This window comes from Flectobacillus sp. BAB-3569 (assembly GCF_002270355.1).
GTDB classification, from domain to species: Bacteria; Bacteroidota; Bacteroidia; order Cytophagales; family Spirosomataceae; genus Flectobacillus; species Flectobacillus roseus.
Genome location: NZ_NJFZ01000064.1, coordinates 1 through 400, shown reverse-complemented (window position 1 = coordinate 400; position 400 = coordinate 1). Strand labels below are relative to the sequence as shown.

Sequence of the window (400 nt, the reverse complement as noted above, 5' to 3'; positions counted from 1 at the left end):
GTCAAAAATTTATTTTAAAACGTCTATCTGTGCTAGACATCTCGGTGATCCCGCTGGGACTCGAACCCAGGACCCATACATTAAAAGTGTATTGCTCTACCAACTGAGCTACGGAATCGGTACTTATTTCTTACGATTTACATCGCAAAAGCTAAGTCAAAAATTTATCTTAAAACATCTATCGTGCTAGACATCTCAGTGATCCCGCTGGGACTCGAACCCAGGACCCATTACATTAAAAGTGTATTGCTCTACCAACTGAGCTACGGAATTCGTTGCATATWAAGTAAGCGTTTTCTAGTATTTTTGTTGTTCTGTTTCGTTTTCCTTAATTGCGGTGCAAAACTACTACTTCTAGAAACATAATGCAAGCCATCCATCTAAAAAAAGTTATATTTTT

The 400-nt window shown here is 37.8% G+C and carries 2 tRNA genes; both read right to left on the bottom strand.

Annotation, left to right across the window (positions count from 1 at the left end):
• Positions 1–45 precede the first annotated feature (45 nt).
• Positions 46–118: transfer RNA gene (locus BWI92_RS26335), tRNA-Lys, on the bottom strand.
• A gap of 81 nt (positions 119–199) precedes the next feature.
• Positions 200–274 (bottom strand) — tRNA-Lys (locus tag BWI92_RS26330).
• Between the last annotated feature and the right edge of the window lie 126 nt (positions 275–400).